This window comes from Sphingomonas sp. SORGH_AS_0438 (genome assembly GCF_031453475.1).
GTDB lineage: Bacteria > Pseudomonadota > Alphaproteobacteria > Sphingomonadales > Sphingomonadaceae > Sphingomonas.
The window spans coordinates 482,785-499,596 of the sequence record NZ_JAVIZS010000001.1 but is presented as its reverse complement, the minus strand read 5'-3'; the positions used below and the strand labels follow the sequence as shown (position 1 = coordinate 499,596).

15 protein-coding genes are annotated in these 16,812 nt (G+C 68.7%); 7 read left to right on the top strand and 8 right to left on the bottom strand.

From position 1 onward, the window contains the following. Positions 1 to 23: 23 nt before the first annotated feature. The 4 genes from QE452_RS02360 to QE452_RS02345 all read left to right on the top strand — a co-directional run bounded on the left by QE452_RS02360 (position 24) and on the right by QE452_RS02345 (position 3,294). Entirely contained in the window at positions 24 to 812 is a 789-nt protein-coding gene (locus QE452_RS02360; protein ID WP_309658513.1) for a hypothetical protein, read from the top strand. Between the two features lie 182 nt (positions 813 to 994). Beyond that, positions 995 to 1,450: a MaoC family dehydratase gene (locus tag QE452_RS02355; protein WP_309658512.1), complete on the top strand. Its 456-nt coding sequence runs from the start codon at positions 995 to 997 to the stop codon at positions 1,448 to 1,450. Positions 1,451 to 1,491: 41 nt separating this feature from the next. Beyond that, positions 1,492 to 2,667: an acetyl-CoA C-acyltransferase gene (locus tag QE452_RS02350; RefSeq protein ID WP_309658511.1), complete on the top strand. Its 1,176-nt coding sequence runs from the start codon at positions 1,492 to 1,494 to the stop codon at positions 2,665 to 2,667. A 144-nt stretch (positions 2,668 to 2,811) separates the two neighbouring features. Then, entirely contained in the window at positions 2,812 to 3,294 is a 483-nt protein-coding gene (locus QE452_RS02345) for a pyridoxamine 5'-phosphate oxidase family protein (protein WP_125994094.1), read from the top strand. Positions 3,295 to 3,377: 83 nt separating this feature from the next. Here QE452_RS02345 and QE452_RS02340 read toward each other — a convergent pair whose 3' ends face one another. Then, the gene (locus QE452_RS02340; RefSeq protein ID WP_309658510.1) at positions 3,378 to 4,607 is read right to left on the bottom strand and encodes a polyhydroxyalkanoate depolymerase; all 1,230 of its coding nucleotides are present in this window, start codon (positions 4,605 to 4,607) and stop codon (positions 3,378 to 3,380) included. A 156-nt stretch (positions 4,608 to 4,763) separates the two neighbouring features. On the opposite strand from QE452_RS02340, the gene QE452_RS02335 reads away from it, so the two are divergent. After that, positions 4,764 to 6,581 (top strand): ABC transporter transmembrane domain-containing protein, encoded by a 1,818-nt coding sequence (locus QE452_RS02335; RefSeq protein WP_309658509.1) that lies wholly within the window; start codon positions 4,764 to 4,766, stop codon positions 6,579 to 6,581. A gap of 292 nt (positions 6,582 to 6,873) precedes the next feature. Here QE452_RS02335 and QE452_RS02330 read toward each other — a convergent pair whose 3' ends face one another. The 4 genes from QE452_RS02330 to QE452_RS02315 form a co-directional block, all read right to left on the bottom strand. Further along, entirely contained in the window at positions 6,874 to 9,120 is a 2,247-nt protein-coding gene (locus tag QE452_RS02330) for a VacB/RNase II family 3'-5' exoribonuclease (RefSeq protein ID WP_309658508.1), read from the bottom strand. A 44-nt stretch (positions 9,121 to 9,164) separates the two neighbouring features. Next, a complete protein-coding gene (locus QE452_RS02325) occupies positions 9,165 to 10,256 on the bottom strand; it encodes a potassium channel family protein (RefSeq protein ID WP_309658507.1) in 1,092 nt (363 codons plus the stop codon). A gap of 72 nt (positions 10,257 to 10,328) precedes the next feature. Continuing rightward, positions 10,329 to 11,786 carry a PAS domain-containing methyl-accepting chemotaxis protein gene (locus QE452_RS02320; protein WP_309658506.1) on the bottom strand — a complete coding sequence of 486 codons (1,458 nt, stop codon included), beginning with the start codon at positions 11,784 to 11,786 and terminating at the stop codon, positions 10,329 to 10,331. A gap of 111 nt (positions 11,787 to 11,897) precedes the next feature. After that, positions 11,898 to 13,430 carry an aminoacyl--tRNA ligase-related protein gene (locus QE452_RS02315; RefSeq protein ID WP_309658505.1) on the bottom strand — a complete coding sequence of 511 codons (1,533 nt, stop codon included), beginning with the start codon at positions 13,428 to 13,430 and terminating at the stop codon, positions 11,898 to 11,900. A gap of 95 nt (positions 13,431 to 13,525) precedes the next feature. Here QE452_RS02315 and QE452_RS02310 point away from each other — a divergent pair, with 95 nt between their 5' ends. Next, complete coding sequence (locus QE452_RS02310) at positions 13,526 to 14,440, top strand: DMT family transporter (RefSeq protein ID WP_309729543.1); 915 nt, start codon at positions 13,526 to 13,528, stop codon at positions 14,438 to 14,440. Here the strand turns inward: QE452_RS02310 and QE452_RS02305 are convergent. Together QE452_RS02305 and QE452_RS02300 are read right to left on the bottom strand one after the other, a co-directional pair. After that, entirely contained in the window at positions 14,427 to 14,933 is a 507-nt protein-coding gene (locus QE452_RS02305) for a CcdC protein domain-containing protein (RefSeq protein ID WP_125994086.1), read from the bottom strand. The two genes, QE452_RS02310 and QE452_RS02305, sit on opposite strands and share 14 nt — an antisense overlap. Positions 14,934 to 14,936: 3 nt before the next feature. Then, positions 14,937 to 15,917: a GDSL-type esterase/lipase family protein gene (locus tag QE452_RS02300; RefSeq protein WP_309729540.1), complete on the bottom strand. Its 981-nt coding sequence runs from the start codon at positions 15,915 to 15,917 to the stop codon at positions 14,937 to 14,939. Between the two features lie 210 nt (positions 15,918 to 16,127). Here QE452_RS02300 and QE452_RS02295 point away from each other — a divergent pair, with 210 nt between their 5' ends. Then, a complete protein-coding gene (locus tag QE452_RS02295; RefSeq protein ID WP_405052719.1) occupies positions 16,128 to 16,385 on the top strand; it encodes a SemiSWEET family transporter in 258 nt (85 codons plus the stop codon). 5 nt (positions 16,386 to 16,390) lie between these two features. Here the strand turns inward: QE452_RS02295 and QE452_RS02290 are convergent, their stop codons facing one another. Next, positions 16,391 to 16,795: a hypothetical protein gene (locus tag QE452_RS02290; RefSeq protein ID WP_309658501.1), complete on the bottom strand. Its 405-nt coding sequence runs from the start codon at positions 16,793 to 16,795 to the stop codon at positions 16,391 to 16,393. Positions 16,796 to 16,812 lie beyond the last annotated feature (17 nt).

Genomic DNA, 16,812 nt, shown 5'->3' with positions numbered 1-16,812 from the left:
ATCGCGCCCTAACCGGCACGCTCATGCGCTCGGCGTATCTCCAGCCCGACCCCAATCGTCAGGATGCATCGCCGCGCCGCCGCGCGGGTGCGTTCATCCTGACAGTGGTGGCGCATCTGCTGCTCCTGCTGCTGTTGCTCCGGCTCGCCCCGCCGCTGACCGAGCGCAAGCCGGAAGAGCCGCCGACCAGCTTCTCGCTGCTCCCCGATCGCGGCGAGGCCCCCAAGCCCGCCGCGCAGGGCAAGACCGCCAAGGTCCAGCCTCAAAAGAGCGGCGACTCCGCCAAGGTCGACACGCCCCGCCCCGTGGCGCAGGCCAAGCCCGTCGAAACACCCGTGCCGCCCCCCTTCGCACCGGGCGTGATCCCGAACAGCAAGGCGCTGTTCGACTCGTTCGACCTCGCCAAGGTCCAGGGGTCCGGCGGCGGCCGTACCGGCGACAATGACGGCGAGGCCGGCGACGGCAAGGACAGCCGCTCCGTCTACGGCCCCGGCGAGGGATCGGGCGGACAGCGGCTCTACAATGCCGAATGGTATCGCGAGCCGAGCAACAGCGAGCTGAACGGCTATCTGCCCGCCGACGCGCCGCCGACCGGCTGGGGCATGGTCGCCTGCCGGACGATCGAGGATTACCATGTCGATAACTGCCGATCGCTGGGTGAGTCCCCGCTCGGCTCCGGCTTCGCCCGCTCGTTGCGCCTCGCCGCGTGGCAATTCCGTGTGCGCCCGCCGCGCCTGGGCGGCAAGCCGCTGATCGGCGCCTGGGTGCGTATCCGGATCGAATATACGCAGGGCAATGCGGTGCTGAAATAGTGGATCAGACGTCGCACTTCCGGTTTTAGAATATCGGGTTCGTCGGTAAGCGCGGCAAACATGATGCTTTCCGCTACGACACTCGATGGAATTGAATGAACGGTGCGCCGAGGCTTGCAGTCCCGGCAAAGCTCGGCCTAGAAGGAGCGCGCGCAGTCCAGCGCCCAACGACAGGACGAGCCATGGCGACGGTCACCCCCGCGCAGATGAAGGAGAGCATCGGCACGGAGCATGTCTCCGACTGGGTGGAGGTCACCCAGGCGATGATCGACCGGTTCGCCGAGGCGACCGGCGACGACCAATTCATCCATGTCGATCCGGTCCGCGCGGCCGAGACGCCGTTCGGCGGCACCATCGCCCATGGCTTCCTGACGCTGTCGCTGATGCCGATGCTGTCCGCCCGCACCGACCTGCCCCGACTGGAGGGGGCGCGGATGGGCGTGAACTATGGCGGCAACAGCGTCCGCTTCCTGTCGCCCGTCCGGTCCGGTGTGCGGGTGCGCGGACGGTTCCGCCTGGTCGACTTCATCGAGAAGCGGCCCGGCCAATATCAGCTCACCCACGCCTTCACCGTCGAGATCGAGGGGCAGGACAAGCCCGCGCTGATCGCCGAGTGGATCGGCCAGACCTTCACCTGATTTCGCCTTTCCTTCCCCCATAGCCTTGAGGATTGCCGTCCATGCGCTCCGCCGTCATCGTCTCCACCGCTCGCACGCCGATCGGCCGCGCCTATCGCGGCGCGTTCAACGCCCTGCCCTCGCCGACGCTCGCCGCCCATGCGATCCGCGCAGCCGTCGAGCGCGCCGGCCTCTCTGGTGAGGACGTGGACGATGTCGTCTGGGGGGCCGCGCTCCAGCAAGGTTACCAGTCGCCCAATATCGCCCGCACGTCGTTGTTGCGCGCCGGACTGCCCACCACGGTCGCAGGCATGTCGGTGGACCGGCAATGCGCCAGCGGGCTAATGGCGATCGCCACCGCCGCCAAGCAGATCATGGTCGATGGCATGGATGTCGCGATCGGCGGCGGCGTCGAGTCGATCAGCATGGTCCAGACCCCCAAGATGAACGTCGCGCCCGATCCCGAGCTGCTGGCGATGCACCAGAACATCTATATGCCCATGCTCCAGACCGCCGAGGTGGTCGCGAAACGCTATGGCATCACGCGCGAGCAGATGGACGAATATGGCCTCCAGTCGCAGCAGCGCACCGCGGCGGCGCAGGCGGCCGGCAAGTTCGACGACGAGATCGTGCCCGTCACCGCGACCATGGCGGTGGTGGACAAGGCGACCAAGGAGGTATCGCATCACGAGGTCACCCTCGCCAAGGACGAGGGCAATCGCGCCGATACGACGCTGGAGGGGCTGTCGGGCCTGAAGACGGTGATCGAGGGCGGCACGATCACCGCCGGCAACGCTTCGCAATTATCGGACGGCGCCTCCGCCTCGGTGCTGATGTCGGAGGAGGAAGCCGTGCGGCGCAGCCTCGCCCCGCTCGGTCGCTATGTCGGCATGGCGGTGGCGGGCACCGAACCGGACGAGATGGGCATCGGCCCGGTCTTCGCCATCCCCAAGCTGCTGGCCCGCAACGGGCTTACGATGGACGATATCGGCCTGTGGGAGCTGAATGAGGCCTTCGCGGTGCAGGTCCTCTATTGCCGCGACAGGCTGGGCATTCCGAACGAGCTGCTCAACGTCAATGGCGGCGCGATTTCGATCGGCCATCCCTATGGCATGTCGGGGGCGCGCATGACCGGCCACGCGCTGATCGAGGGCAAGCGGCGCGGCGCGAAATATGTCGTGGTGACGATGTGCGTCGGCGGCGGCATGGGCGCGGCCGGGTTGTTCGAAGTGCTGTGATGTCGGTCATTTAAGATTGGGAGCCCCGCCCGCACCGGCGGCCGGGGCTCTTTTCATGCGGGGCACGGAGACGCCTTGCTCTACCGCAACCAACCCCCCGCCGCCACGTTTCCCCTTGCGAACGTATCAAAGGAGAGACGGACCATGGCCGACACCGACAGCCCGCAGGAAATCGCCGCGACCTTCATCGACAAGCTGAAGGCCAGCCCCTTCGTCATGCTCGGCCTGATGGACGGCCAGCATAGCGAGCCGATGACCGCGCAGCTCGATGACGACCAGCCCAACACGCTGTTCTTCTTCGCCGGCAAGGACAATCGCGCGGCCAAGGGCGGCGACGCGATGGCGCAGTTCGTCGGCAAGGGCCATGATTTCTTCGCCTGCATGGCGGGCACGCTCAGCCAGCAGAACGACCGCGCGCAGATCGACAAGCTGTGGAATAATCAGGTCGAGGCCTGGTTTCCCGGCGGCAAGGAAGACCCGAACCTGGCGCTGCTCCGCTTCGACATCGACTCGGCGGAATTGTGGGAGACCGACATCTCATTGTCCGGCCGCGTGAAGATGCTGTTCGGCGGCACGATCCGGGGTGACGAGTCGTCCAGCCATGCGGTGGTCGGCTCGATCGCCTGATCAAACGGCTGGTGCCAAAACAAAAAGGGGGCGGTGGCATCGACCACCGCCCCCTTTTTGTTGCTCAGCGGCCGCCGGACGGATCAGCCATTGGCGGTCATGAAGTCCTCGCATACCGGCGCGATGCGGTTGCGCCACTTCGACCCGTTGAAGATGCCGTAATGGCCGACCCCCTCGGCCATCAGATACCGCTTCTTCTCGGCGGGCAGATTGGTCGCCAGCGTCAGCGCCGCGCGCGTCTGGCCCAGGCCGGAGATATCGTCGCGCTCGCCCTCGATCGCGAGCAGGCCGATATCGGTGATCGCGCCCGGATCGACGCGCTTGCCGCGGTGCAGATACTCGCCCTTGGGCAGGGCATGACGCTGGAACACCGTCTCGATCGTCTGGAGATAGAATTCCGAGGTCATGTCGCAGACCGAGCGGTATTCCTCGTAGAAGCGCTTGGTTGCCTCGGCACTGTCGCCATCGCCCTGAACCAGATGCTTGAACAGCTCCCAATGGCTGATCAGGTGGTTGCCCAGGTTCATCGACATGAAGCCGGCAAGCTGGAGGAAGCCCGGATAGACCTGCCGCCCCGCGCCCGGATAGGTCATCGGCACGGTGACGATCACATTCTGGCGGAACCAGGCATGGGGCCGCTCGGTCGCCAGCGTGTTGACGGCGGTCGGCGCCTCGCGCGTGTCGACGGGGCCACCCATCATCGTCAGCGTCAGCGGGCGATTGGGATGCCGGTCCGCGCTCATCACCGCGGCGGCGGCATAGGCGGGGACCGAGGGCTGGCATACCGCCAGCATATGCGAGCGCGGCGCGTCGTCCGTGCCCATCGCCGCCAGGAACTCGACCAGATAGTCGATATAATCGTCCAGGTCGAAGCGACCATCGCTCAGCGGCACCAGCTTCGCATCGCGCCAGTCGGTGATGTGTACATCGGCGAAGGGCAGCATCCGCTCCACCGTGCCGCGCAGCAGCGTGGCATAATGGCCCGACATGGGGGCGACGATCAGCAGCTTGGGACCGCCCTCCACGCCTTCGCGGCGGAAACGCTTGAGCTGGCCGAACGGCTTGCGCAGCACGATCTCTTCGACGACCGCCACGTCGCGGCCGTCGATCATGGTATGGTCGAGGCCGAAGGCAGGCTTGCCGCGCGGTGCGGCGGCATGGGCGAAGACCTCCAGCGCCGATCCCACGATCGCGCCGCCGCCCAGATAGGCGAATGGGTTCGCCGGGTTCTGGAGCAGGCCCGCACCGAAATTGGCCATCGCGCTGGCACCCGCGAGCATGGAGCGCTGCATTTCATAAGCGTCGTAGAGCATCGGGTATCCTTACCCCCATTTGGGTTGCCAAAGCCGTAACGCAATCTGACCGATTGGCAATGCGGCCGGCGGCGCGGTGATCATGCGGTGCCGCATAGGTCGTATAGACGGTTCCTGCCCGTTGAGCGGCCGGATGGCCACTGCTAGGCGGGGATCATGGCTAGAACTCCCCGCCCGCCCATCGGCTCCCCCGACCAGCGGGAGGGTGCGGCGAAAGGCCCCGAGCGTCGCCGGCTGGGTGACCTGTCGATGGTCTGGCAACATGCCCGCCGCTATCCCGGCCGCATCGCCATCGCCGGCGCGGCGCTGGTCACCACCTCGGCGGCGACGGTCGGAATACCCTATGGCTTCAAGCGGGTGATCGATCGCGGCTTCGGCAACACGACCAGCGAGACGGCCTCCCTCGCCTCCTCCTTCCATTATCTGCTGATGATCGTCGCGGTGCTGGCCGTCGCCACCGCGATCCGCTTCTATTTCGTGTCGTGGATGGGCGAGCGGGTGGTGGCCGATATCCGGCTGGAGGTGCAGCGCAACCTGCTGCGCCTGTCGCCACGCTTCTTCGAGGAGAACCGGCCGTCCGAGATCGCCTCGCGCCTCACCTCGGACACCGCGCTGATCGAGATGATCGTCGGCGGCACCGTGTCGATCGCGCTGCGCAACGCCTTCACCGGCGTCGGCGGGATGATCTACCTGTTCATCATCTCGCCCAAGCTGGCCGGGCTGCTGCTGATCGGCATCCCGCTGATCGTGCTGCCGATGACTTTGCTCGGCCGCCGCGTCCGCAATCATTCGCGCACCTCGCAGGACCGGGTGGCGGAGGTCGGCACGCTCACCACCGAGGTGCTGGGCGCGATGCGAATCGTCCAGGCCTTCGGGCAGGAGGGGCGCGAGGCCGGCCGCTTCGGCACGGCGGTGGAGGCGACGTTCGACGCCGCGCGCCGGCGCAACGCGCTGCGCGCCGGCATGACCGCGATCGTCATCGCGCTGGTCTTCGGATCGATCACGCTGGTGCTGTGGGAGGGGGCCATCGACGTCGCCGCCGGACGCCTGTCGGGCGGATCGATCGCCGCCTTCGTGCTGACCGGCGGCATCGTCGCCGGGGCCTTCGGCGCGCTGACCGAGGTGTATGGCGACCTGCTGCGCGGCGCGGGCGCGGCCAGCCGCCTGTCCGAACTGCTGCGCGAGGTGCCGGCGATCGCCGCGCCCGCCCGGCCGGTGGCACTTCCGGTGCCGGCACGCGGGGGCCTGCGGTTCGAGGGCGTCGAGTTCCGCTACCCCACCCGACCCGACATGGCGGCGCTGCACGACTTCACGCTCGACGTGCGGCCAGGCGAAACGGTGGCCGTGGTTGGCCCCTCCGGCGCGGGCAAGTCGACGCTGTTCCAGCTCGCCGAGCGCTTCTACGATCCGCAGGCCGGCCGGGTGCTGGTCGACGACGTGCCGCTGACCGAGGCCGATCCGGCGGAACTGCGCGCGCGCATCGCGATGGTGCCGCAGGAGACGGTGATCTTCGCCGCCTCGGCCCGCGACAATCTCCGCTATGGCCGCTGGGACGCGGACGACGACGCGCTCTGGGCCGCGGCCGAGGCCGCCAATGCCGCCGAGTTCCTGCGCCGCCTGCCGGACGGTCTCGACACCTATCTGGGCGAGGGCGGCGCGCGCCTGTCGGGCGGGCAGCGCCAGCGGATCACCATCGCCCGCGCCCTGCTCCGCGACTCCCCGATCCTGCTGCTCGACGAGGCCACCAGCGCGCTCGACGCGGAGAGCGAGCGGCTGGTGCAGCAGGCGCTGGAGCGTCTGATGACGGAGCGCACCACCCTGGTCATCGCGCACCGGCTGGCGACGGTCCGCGCGGCGGGGCGGATCATCGTGATGGAGGAAGGCCGCATCGTCGAACAGGGCACGCATGGCGAGCTGATCGCGCAAAGCGGGCTCTACGCCCGTCTCGCCAGCCTGCAATTCCACGACGCCTGACGGCGTGAAGACCATGGCTCGGACGAAGACGCGGAGCCGCTGAAAGTACCCTCCCCAACGGTATGCGAGACCGTTGGGAAAAATCGCCACCGTGCTCCTGCGAACGCAGGAGCCCAGGGTTACGGACACCCAAAGGGCGTTGCCTTGCCTGGCTCCAGGCTCCTGTATGCGGAGGAGCCCAAGCCTGTCCGGCCTGTTCGCCCGACATTTGCAAAGGTCGCGCGGCACGCCGGCCTATCTGCCGCAGCCGGATGATGCTCCGGCCGCGTGCTACATCAGGCTCAGCGCGCCACTAGCGCTTGCGTCCCTGGTGCCGGATATTCCCCGGCCGCCCCCGCCGCTTGAGTACGCGCGGCGCCTTGGCCTTGCCGCCCCGGTCGTTCCGACCGAGCGACGGCGCATAACCACCCCCACCCCCGCCCGGCAGGTCGAAGCGCAAGGCGCCCGACACCGAATTGGCATCCGCCAGCTTGAGCCGCAGCCTTTGCCCCAAGGCATAGACATCGCCGCTGCTCTCGCCGATCAGCCGCCGGCCGGCTTCGTCATAATGGAAATATTCGCCGCCCAATTCGCGCACCGGCATCAACCCGTCGCCGCCGACGCCCTCCACCGTCGCGAAGAAGCCGAAGGCCTGCACGCCGGTGATCCGCGCATCGACCTCCTCGCCGACATGCTCGGAGAGGTAGGCGGCGACATAGCGGTCGATCGTGTCGCGCTCCGCCTCCATCGCCCGGCGTTCGAGCTGGCTGATCCCCTCGCCGATCCGTTCCATGTCCGCCGCTTCGGGCAACAATCCGCCCTCGCCCAGCCCATAGGCGCCGACCAACGCCCGGTGGACCACCAGATCGGCATAGCGGCGGATCGGCGAGGTGAAATGCGCGTAGCTGCCCAGCGACAGGCCGAAATGCCCCTGATTGGCGGGCGCATAATAGGCCTGGGTCTGGGTGCGCAACACCTGCTCCATCACCTGCGGGCGGAAATCCGCCTCGCCGATCCGATCGAGGACATGGTTGAACGTCGCCGGCCGGATCACCTGGCCCAGCGCGAAGGCGACGCCATAGGTCTCCAGATAGTCCTTCAGCGCGGACAGCTTCTCGCGCGCGGGCGCTTCGTGGACGCGGTACATGACCGGGGCCTTCTTCGCCTCCAGCGCCTTGGCAGCGGCGACGTTGGCGGCGATCATGTAATCCTCGATCAGCCGGTGCGCATCCAGCCGCGCACGCGGCGCCACCGAGAGGATGCGCCCCTTCTCGTCCAGCACCACCCGTCGTTCGGGCAGGTCGAGGTCGAGCGGCTCGCGCGCATCCCGCGCCTTGGCCAGCGCCCGCCAGCAGTCCCAGAGCGGCCGCAGTGCGCTATCGACCAGCCCCATGTCCCAATCGGCGGTGCCGGTGCCGTCGATCGCGGCCTGCGCCTCCTCATAGGCCATGTTCGCCGCGATCCGGACCAGCGCGCGCGTGAAGCGCCAGCCTTTCAGCGCCCCGCTCTTGGTCACCTGCAAGTGACAGGCGAGCGCCGCGCGATCCTCGCCCTCCTTCAGCGAACACACGTCCGCCGACAGGATTTCGGGCAGCATCGGCACGACCCGGTCGGGGAAATAGACCGAATTGCCCCGCTTGCGCGCCTCCACGTCGAGCGGACTGGCCGGGCGGACATAATAACTGACATCGGCGATCGCGACGATCGCCTTCCATCCGCCCGCATTGGCCGGATCGTCGTCGGGCGCGGCCCAGACCGCGTCGTCATGGTCGCGCGCATCGGCGGGATCGATCGCGACGATCGGCAGGTGGCGCAGATCCTCGCGCCCCTCGCCCAGCGGCCGCGCCGCCGACCGGGTCGCATCGTCCAGCACCGCATCGGAAAAGACGTCGGGGATGCCGAGCTTGTGGATCGCGATCAGCGAGAAGCTGCGCGGCGCGAAGGGATCGCCCAATCGCTCGACCACGCGCACGGTGATGCGCGGCGGCCGGCCGGCGAGTTCGCACATCACCAGGTCGCCCGCCTGTGCGCCGCCCGCGTCGGACACGGGATATTCACGCCGGTCCTTCTTCTCCACGCCGGTCAGCCACAGCCGGTCGCCCTCGCCGCGCAGCACGCCCAGCACCTGTTCGGACGATCGCGCCAGCACCTTCATCGGATGCGCGATCCAGCCGGACCCCGCCTCCTCGGTGCGGGCCAGGATACGCTGGCCGATGCCCAGCGCCCCGCGCTTGCGCTCACGCACCCGCAGGCGGGGGGCCGGCGTCTCCGCCTCCCACTGGTCCGGCACCGCCCAGACATTGCCGCCGTCATCGACATCGGCGATGCGCAGCACCGTCACCTTGGGCACCCCGCCCATGCGGTGGAAGGCACGGCCGCCCGCCCCGTCGATCAGCCCCTCATCGGCCATGTCCTTGAGCAGGGCCTTCAGCCCGATCTTCTGCTGGGCGGTCAGGCCGAAGGCGCGGGCGATCTCGCGCTTGCCCACGGGCATGTCGGCGGACTGGATGAAATCGAGTACCTGCTGCGCATCGGGCAGGCCGGGGGAAGGCTTTCGCATCCCCATCAGATAGGGATGCGGAGCCGCCGCGTCATCCGCGAAGGTCAGGTTGCGCGCTGGATCAGCTCGATCACCATGTCGCCGGGCTGGATCGCCTCCGCCTCCCGGTCCCAGATGCCGAAGGCGCGGTCGCCGCGATAGAGGCGCACCACCTGCGTGCCGACCAGATCGCGCACGCCGCGGCCCAGCTCGTCGGGACGCACCGGCCGCTCGCGCAGCTCGACCGATCCGCCGCGCGTCACCAGGTCGGCGACATAGTCGGCGACGTGCGGGCCGTTGGTGCATTGCGCCAGCAACTGCCCGCCGAAGCTGACCGGATTGACGATGATGGACGCGCCGGCGTCGCGCGCCAGATCCTCATTCTCGATCTCGCCGATCGCCACCGCCACGCCGGCATGGGGCGACAGGCGGCGGACGCTGAGCACGATCAGCACCGCCGTATCGTCGCGGCCCGGCGTCACGATCACCGACTGCGCCGTCTCCACCCGCGCGATCGACAGGACATGGTTGTGCGTGGCGTCCCCCTCCACCGTGGCGATGCCGAGTTCCTCGGCCTGGCGCAGGCGATCGGCGCGCTCGTCGATCACGACGATGCCATCCGGTGCATGGCCCCGCTCCAGCAGTTCCGCCACCGCCGCGCTGCCCGACCGGCCATAGCCGCAGACCAGCACATGCCCCTTCAACTCGCGTCCGATCAGACCCATGCGCCACCTTTCCCAGCCCTGCCGCAGCATGAAGCTGTACGCGCTGCCGAGGAAAATGAGGAACACGAAGATACGGATCGGCGTGACGACGAAAGTATCGAACATCCGCGCCGATGCCGATACCGGCACGATATCGCCATAGCCGACCGTGGTGACGGTGATGACCGTGAAATAGACGATGTCGAGAAAGCCGATCGGGCCGCCGCTATTGTCGCGCAGGCCGTCCCGGTCCAGCCAGTGACCGCCCAGCGCGATGCCGATCAGCACCAGCACCGCCGCCGCCCGGATGGCCAATGTCGCCGCCGGTCCCAGCTTGCCGGGGCGGTAGAAGCGCGGCCGCGCGACCTGCGCCGCCGCCCGCGCCGCCAGCCGCCCCGGCAAGGGCGCGGGACGGTGGTGACGATGCGGCGGGCGCCTGGGCGCAAGGGACATGACGGCTCCGGCTCGGGTTCGGACCGCCAGCCTAGGCCGGCGGCGCAATCGAGGCCAGTGGCCGCCGCCCGGTCAGAACTCGCTCCATTCCTCCGCCGGCCGGACCATCGCTGGCAGCGCCGCCGCCGGCAGCGGCTTGATGCCGGACGAAGGCAGGACGCGGCTCATCAACCCGTCCATCCCCGCCGACTGGCCGCTGGTGCGGAAGCGGCTGGCCTGTTCGGACAGGTTACCGACTTCAGAGGCCAGGCTGCGCGCGGCGGCGGAGGTCTGCTCGACCATCGCCGCATTCTGCTGGGTGGAGCGGTCCATCGCGGCGATCGCGGCGGAGACCTGGGTGATCGCGGCCGATTGCGCCTGGTTGTCGGTCGCCATCGTCGCCAGCAGCTGGTGCACCTGCTGCACATCGTCGGTGATGTCGACCAGCGCGCCGTCCACCTTGGTCACCGCGCCCACCGCCGTGGCGATGTCGGTCTGGGTCAGGGTCAGCTGGTCGCGCGCGCGCTTCGCCTCTTCCTCGGCGCGCATCGCCAGCGCGGACACCAGGTCCGCCACCACCGCGAAGCCACGCCCGGCATCGCCCGCCCGGCCCGCCTCGACCGCCGCGTTCATCGCGAGGACGCGGGTCTGGAAGGCGATCTTGTCGAGCCCTTCGATCACCGAATCGATGCCCTTGGCGCTGTCGGACACGCGGCCCATCGCTTGCACCGCCTCGTCCGCCACGGCGCGACCGCCCTTCACCGTCGCGATCGTCTCGTCGGCGCGCTCCACCGTCCGGTTCGCCGAATGGACGGAAGCGTGCAGCCGCTCGTCCATGGTCCGCGCGGAGGCGGCGGTCTGCTCCAGCGAGGCGGCATTGGCCTCGGTCCGCCGGGCCAGATCCTCCGACGCCTGCGCGATCTCGGTCGAGCCGCTGCTGATCAGGCGGGCGCTTTCCGATACCGCGCCGATCATCGACCGCATATTGGCGATCGCCGCGTTCAGGCTGTCCTTCAGTTCGGACAGACCATCGGGGAAATCCTCGTTCAGCATCTGGGTCAGGTCGCCGGCGGCCAGCGCATCGGCGATCCGCCTGATGTGGTTGACGGCCTGTTTCTGCTGCTCTTCCAGCGTCTTCGCGACATGGACGTCGATCAGCGACCCGCAGAACCGGCGTGCCCGCCCGTTCTGGTCGTTGATGACCCCGCCCATCGCCCGGACCCAGCGATAGCGGCCGTCCCGCATCTTGATCTTGTACGTGACGTCATAGGGGACGCCGGTGTCGACCGAGGTTGCGAAGACCCGGGCCACCCGCTCGGCATCCTCGGGATGAAGGCGATCGGACCAGGCTTCGACGACGTTCGGGAAATCGCGTTCGTCGTTGAAGCCGAGCATCTTCCGGAATTCGGCGGACCAGGTCCAGATCGTGTCCGGGTGCATCGCCTGGCCGTTCGGGAAGACCGCGTCCCACAGGCCAACGCCGCAGGTCGTCAGCAGCGTGTCGTGCCATTCCAGCGCACGCTGCCGATCCTTGCCAATAAGCTGGATCATAGTTCACCTCGTTTGACCAAACTGCTCCATTATAGGAGAATAAGGGTTATACGGGGCGATGCCGCCGGTAAAACAGACCGGCGCGACGGCCGCCGCCGCCGCGCCGTCCGGTCAATAGGCGCGACCGATCAGCACCCGCTCCACCGCCGGTTCGCCGGTGAAGACGCACGGTCCCTCGTCGCAACCGGTCTGGCCGAGCGGTGCGTTGCGGATCGTCAGCTTCAGCGCCTTGATCCGCTCGACCACCGCGTCCAGGCCCGCGCCGGTCGGGCGCGACCAGCGGACATCGACCCAGCCCGGGTTCTTCACGCCCTCGGCGAAATGCGCCTCGACCGCCGCCCAGTCGTCCAGCGGCACGATCTGTGCGCGCAGGGCCTCGGTCGAGCGGGCGAGCAGCCCCGCCTGGATCTCCGCCAGCAGCGCCGCCGCCGTGTCGACCAACTCGCCGCACGGCATCACCCGGCTATCGAGCTTGCCGTCCTCGCGGTACAGCCGGTCGCGGCGGATGACCGAGACATTGCCGCCGGCCACGTCGCGGCCGCCGACCTCGATCACGATCGGCGCGCCCTTCTTCACCCAGCCCCAACGCTTGGTCGCGGCCTTGGCGGGCTTCAGGTCGAGCAGCGCACGGACCGGCTCGCCCAGCGTCGACAGCGCGCCCAGTTGCTTCTGCAGGTCGCGGCAATAGTTGACGATCGCCTGATCCTCGGGCTGATCGCGCAGCATCGGCACGATCACCACCTGCCACGGCGCGATGCGCGGCGGCACGCACAGGCCGTCGTCATCGCCATGCACCATGATGACGCCGCCGATCATCCGCGTCGACACGCCCCAGCTGGTCGTGTTCGCCAGTTCCAGCTCGCCGCTGGCATTCTGGAACCGGATATTCTGGGCCTGGGCGAAATTGGTGCCGAGGAAATGGCTGGTGCCGGCCTGCAGCGCCTTGCCGTCCTGCATCATCGCCTCGATCGAATAGGTCGCGACGGCGCCAGGGAAACGCTCATTCTCCGGCTTCTCGCCGGTGACGACGTGCATCGCCAGACAGGTCTCGGCGAATTCGCGATACACCTCCAGCATCTTCAGCGTTTCCTCGCGCGCCTCCTCGGCGCTGGCATGGGCGGTATGGCCCTCCTGCCAGAGGAATTCGGCGGTGCGCAGGAACATGCGCGTCCGCATCTCCCAGCGGACGACATTCGCCCATTGGTTGATCAGCACGGGCAGGTCGCGCCACGACTGGACCCAGCGCGAGAAGGCGGTGCCGATCACCGTCTCCGACGTCGGCCGCACGACCAGCGGCTCCTCCAGCTTCGCGGTCGGATCGGGCATCAGCCCGCCCTTGCCGTCCGGCACCAGGCGATGATGCGTGACGACCGCCATCTCCTTGGCGAAGCCGTCGACATGCTCGGCCTCCTTCTCGAAATAGGAGAGCGGGATGAACAGCGGGAAATAGCAATTCTCGTGCCCGGTCGCCTTGATCCGGTCGTCGAGCAGGCGCTGAATGCGCTCCCATATGCCATAGCCCCAGGGGCGGATGACCATGCAGCCGCGCACACCGGATTCCTCGGCCAGGTCGGCCTCGGCGATGACGGATTGATACCAGGCGGCGAAATCCGCCTCGCGGGTGACGGGGAGCGCATGCTTCATGGTCGCGGCTGGTAGCGCGGCGGATGCCGCCCGTCACCCCTTCTGTGGACCGGCCGGGGTCGCCAAGCGGTCGCGCCGCCGCTACCGCCCCTGGCGTGACGCCCTCCTCCTCCCATCACGACGCCCTGTTGCCCGCGATCGGCCTGCGCCTGCTGTCGGTGCTGCTGTTCGCGGGCATGAATGCCAGCATCAAGCTGGCGCAACAGGGCGGCGCGGCGCTGGGCGAGATCCTGTTCTTCCGCCAGTTCGGCGCGGCGCTGCTGGTGACGACGGTGATCGCGGCCGGGCCGGGACTGGCGTCGATCCGCACCCGGCGGCTGGGCGCACACGTCACCCGCGCGACCGTCGGCGTGATCAGCATGGCCTTCACCTTCGCCGCCCTGATCGCGCTGCCCCTGGCGGAGGCGACGACGATCGCCTTCACCGCACCGATCTTCGCCACGGTGATGGGCGCGCTGGTGCTGGGCGAGCCGACGGGCTGGAAACGCTGGGCGGCGGTGACGGCGGGCTTTGCGGGCGTGCTGATCGTGGTGCAGCCGGGCGGCCATGCCATTCCGCTGGTCGGCGGGCTGTACGGCCTGATCGCCGCCTTCCTGACCGCGATCGTCTTCATCCTGCTGCGCCAGATCGGCCGGACGGAGAAGGCGCAGACCACGGTCTGGTGGTTTTCCGTGCTGTCGCTGCTGCCGCTGGGGATCGTCTTCGCGGTCGAGGTCCATGCCCTGCCCGCCCGCACCTGGGCGACGCTGGCGATGGTCGGGCTGTTCGGCGGGGGCGCGCAGCTGGCCATGACCAGCTCGCTGCGGCGGGGGGCGGTGTCGCTGGTGGTGCCGTTCGACTATACGTCGCTGCTCTGGGCCAGCCTGCTCGGCTGGTGGCTGTTCGGCACCATCCCGCGGGAGACGACCTGGATCGGCGCGCCGATCATCATCCTCAGCGGCCTCTACATCGTCTGGCGCGAGCATGTCCGCCGCCTCGAGCAGACCGCCGCCGCGATCACGCCCGACTGAGCCGGGCCGCCATCAGCAACCGCTTGCCGCGCAGATACATTTCCAGCCGCTGCGCCGCGATCAGCCCCAGGGCGAGCGCCATCAGCATGTCGGTGACCGCCCAGACATCGAGGTGCAGCCACCCCGCCCCGCCGCGCGCGCCCTGGCGCAGCAGGACGATGGCGAGGATGAAGAGCATCGCGGCGGGCGACGAGGTCTGGCGGAGCGCATGGCTGTCCGGATCGACGCGGATCGTCATCATCCGCCCGCGCTGCCAGCCCAGCGCCGCGCCGATCGCCAGCGCGACCGCGCAATAGAACCAGCCGGCCCCCGATGGCGGCCGCTCCGCCAGCACGAACGCGACCAGCGCGGCATAGAAGGCCGGCAGCATCCACAGCCGCTCCAGCCGCAACAGCGTCTCGCGCCGCATCCGTCGCCAGCGCACGGCGAAGACGATCGCGATGATGATCCCGGTGATCGCATAGGTGATCAGCGTGGCGGGCGGCTGGTTCATGGGTCAGCGGTTCCAGAGCGTCGGATGCGCATCGACATAGCCGGCCACCGCATCGGCGATCCGCCGGTCGTCGGCGACCGTGGGATGGCTGTTGCATCCGCCGAAGCTCAGCCCCTTGAGCGTCGCGAAGCCGATATCGGCGACCCCCTCGGCACGAAGCTGCTCGACCACCTTGCCCGCCTCCGCCGCGATCTCGCCGTCCGCCTTGTCGGTCGCCCAGACGAAGATATGCGCGCGCGGATTGGCCGCGTGCAGATCGCGCAGAAAGGCCGCATAGCGCGTCTCATAGTCACGGTGCAGCGCCGCACGGTCGGCCCAAACCTCGCCCTGATGCAGCGGCGTCGAAAAGTCGTTGGTGCCGAGCGCCACGACATACAGCTGCGGTCGCCAACCGCGATCGTCGGCGACGTGGTCATGGTCGAACAGCGTGTAGCGATAGGCGACCGGCAGCGGATCGGCGGCGAATCCATTATAGTTGCGCACCACCCCGCGCCCGGAGATCGCGTTCACCCGGTAATCGGCATCGTAGCGGCGGCCGAGCTGCCCCGCGATCCCCTGCGACGTGTCGGTCGTGTCCCAGACCTGATCCGGCGTGCAGGTCTGGCCGTCGGCGGTGTTGCCGTAGCCGACCGTATGCGAATCCCCGATGAACTCGATCCTGCGTGCGCGCGGCCGGACCGGCAGCGGGTGGCGCGCATAGACGCCGCCCAGCACGGTCGCCCCCGCCTGGCTCTCGCTCGCCACCTCGACGCGCAGGCGGTGCGCCCCCCTTCCCAGGCCGGTCAGGCGGTAGAGCCCCGGCTTCGGCTTGACGAGCGTCGCCGCCGGCCGGCCATCGACCAGGATGTGGAGGCGGACATCGCCCGGGCCGATGCGGAGATCGGCGCTGTCGTCGGCAAAGCCGGCCTCGACATAGCTGCCCGGCCATTGCCGGCGAAGGGCATCGCCCTCGATCATGCCCCGCCCACCGATGTGCAGGGGCACGGATGGTCCCTGCGGTGGCGCTCCCGTGGAGATTGGCTCGATCCGGACCGGGGCCGGCGCGGTCGCTCCCATCGTCAACACCGCCAGTGCGGCCAGCGCCACGCGATTACCATGTCGTGCCATCGTCCGCCCATCCGTTCCACTCATGGTCCGGCACGTTGGGGGCATGACGGGATCGGATCAATAGCCTCGGTTACGCTTTCTACCGCGATGAAAGATCGCCATTTGCTCATTCTCGGCTGGGTCGCGACCGCGACCGCCGTGGCCATGTACCTGTCCTATATCGACCAGATCCGCCTCAACCTCGCGGGCGACAAGGGGTCGGTCCTGCAACCCCTCGCCGCCGTCGTGAACTGTTCGCTCTGGGTTGCTTACGGCCTGCTGCGCGAGAAGCGGGACTGGCCGATCGTCTTCGCCAATGCCCCCGGCGTCCTGCTCGGCGCGATCACATTGGCGACCGCGCTCTAGGAACCTCAGATGCGGTGGGTGGGCCGGGGACCGAAGTCGAACCAGCCACGCCGCTCGCCGACCGGATAGGCGGGCCGCGCGGCGCTGGCGGCGCGGCTGGTCATCGGCGCGACGCGCTCGCGATGGCGGGGATCGGTGACGACCGCATCGTCGACCACGCGTGTGCGCTCCGCCACGACCGGCGTCGCGGTGCGCAGCCGCTCCTGTTCGCGTTCCAGCTCGGCATTGCGCGTCTCGGCGGCGGCGAGGCGTGCCTCGACATCCTTGCGGTGCGCGGCATGAGCGTCGCGCTCGGCGGCGTAGCGCTGCTTCCATTTGCCGCCGCCCGGATGACTGGCGAGGCCGAGCAGCCAGCCCGCGACCAGTACCAGGCCGAGTACCGCAAATTGCGTGGGTGTGGTGAACAGCATCGCATCCCTCCTGTGGT

Bases quoted from the DNA above. Each gene is read 5' to 3' on its own strand.
- QE452_RS02360 (WP_309658513.1), top strand. From the start codon at position 24: ATGCGCTCGGCGTATCTCCAGCCCGACCCCAATCGTCAGGATGCATCG.
- QE452_RS02355 (WP_309658512.1), top strand. From the start codon at position 995: ATGGCGACGGTCACCCCCGCGCAGATGAAGGAGAGCATCGGCACGGAG.
- QE452_RS02350 (WP_309658511.1), top strand. From the start codon at position 1,492: ATGCGCTCCGCCGTCATCGTCTCCACCGCTCGCACGCCGATCGGCCGC.
- QE452_RS02345 (WP_125994094.1), top strand. From the start codon at position 2,812: ATGGCCGACACCGACAGCCCGCAGGAAATCGCCGCGACCTTCATCGAC.
- QE452_RS02340 (WP_309658510.1), bottom strand. From the start codon at position 4,607: ATGCTCTACGACGCTTATGAAATGCAGCGCTCCATGCTCGCGGGTGCC.
- QE452_RS02335 (WP_309658509.1), top strand. From the start codon at position 4,764: ATGGCTAGAACTCCCCGCCCGCCCATCGGCTCCCCCGACCAGCGGGAG.
- QE452_RS02330 (WP_309658508.1), bottom strand. From the start codon at position 9,120: ATGCGAAAGCCTTCCCCCGGCCTGCCCGATGCGCAGCAGGTACTCGAT.
- QE452_RS02325 (WP_309658507.1), bottom strand. From the start codon at position 10,256: ATGTCCCTTGCGCCCAGGCGCCCGCCGCATCGTCACCACCGTCCCGCG.
- QE452_RS02320 (WP_309658506.1), bottom strand. From the start codon at position 11,786: ATGATCCAGCTTATTGGCAAGGATCGGCAGCGTGCGCTGGAATGGCAC.
- QE452_RS02315 (WP_309658505.1), bottom strand. From the start codon at position 13,430: ATGAAGCATGCGCTCCCCGTCACCCGCGAGGCGGATTTCGCCGCCTGG.
- QE452_RS02305 (WP_125994086.1), bottom strand. From the start codon at position 14,933: ATGAACCAGCCGCCCGCCACGCTGATCACCTATGCGATCACCGGGATC.
- QE452_RS02295 (WP_405052719.1), top strand. From the start codon at position 16,128: ATGAAAGATCGCCATTTGCTCATTCTCGGCTGGGTCGCGACCGCGACC.
- QE452_RS02290 (WP_309658501.1), bottom strand. From the start codon at position 16,795: ATGCTGTTCACCACACCCACGCAATTTGCGGTACTCGGCCTGGTACTG.